1 pseudogene is annotated in these 524 nt (G+C 42.2%); it reads right to left on the reverse strand.

The window, feature by feature from the left end:
• Positions 1–524: pseudogene (gene spaC / locus ACWHAR_RS31810) on the reverse strand (spore coat associated protein SpaC); the annotation flags it as partial.

Consider the following 524-nt stretch of genomic DNA (forward strand, 5'->3'; position numbering starts at 1 on the left):
GATTGGGTAATCGAAAACACATCATCTAGTAAGACCACTTGCTGTTTTTTCGGTATATCTTCAAACCAGGAGTCAAATGTCAGCGCATCAGATCCGCCTGACAAATTGGCCAGCAGCCCGTGTTTGTATCCGCGTCTTACTGCCTTTCCGACTGTATTCCATTCACCTGCTTCGTTTTTTTCCATAAACAGACGAATATCACAAGGGTATTGTTCCTTATCTTGAATGTTTAAGTAAGGCTGAAGCAAATATTGATGCTGAAGCACTTTTTTGCACCATGTTTTAAAAGAAGTCTGGTTGGAAAACGTTTTTGTCTGCTTATCCTTTCCGATGTGATAAGTAGCAGTGATGTTTTTCTTGCCCAGCTTCAAAAGAATCACGCCTCTGCCTCCCGCGCCAAATGCCGGTTTAAGGATGCAGGCTTTTTCTTTGGATAAAAAGGAGTGAATTTGTTCGTAGCGGCTCACCTTTATCGTTTCGGGAATATAGGGATTGATTACAGAGTACTGCTGCAAATCGTGAAG

The organism is Bacillus sp. LR--39 (assembly GCF_053613335.1).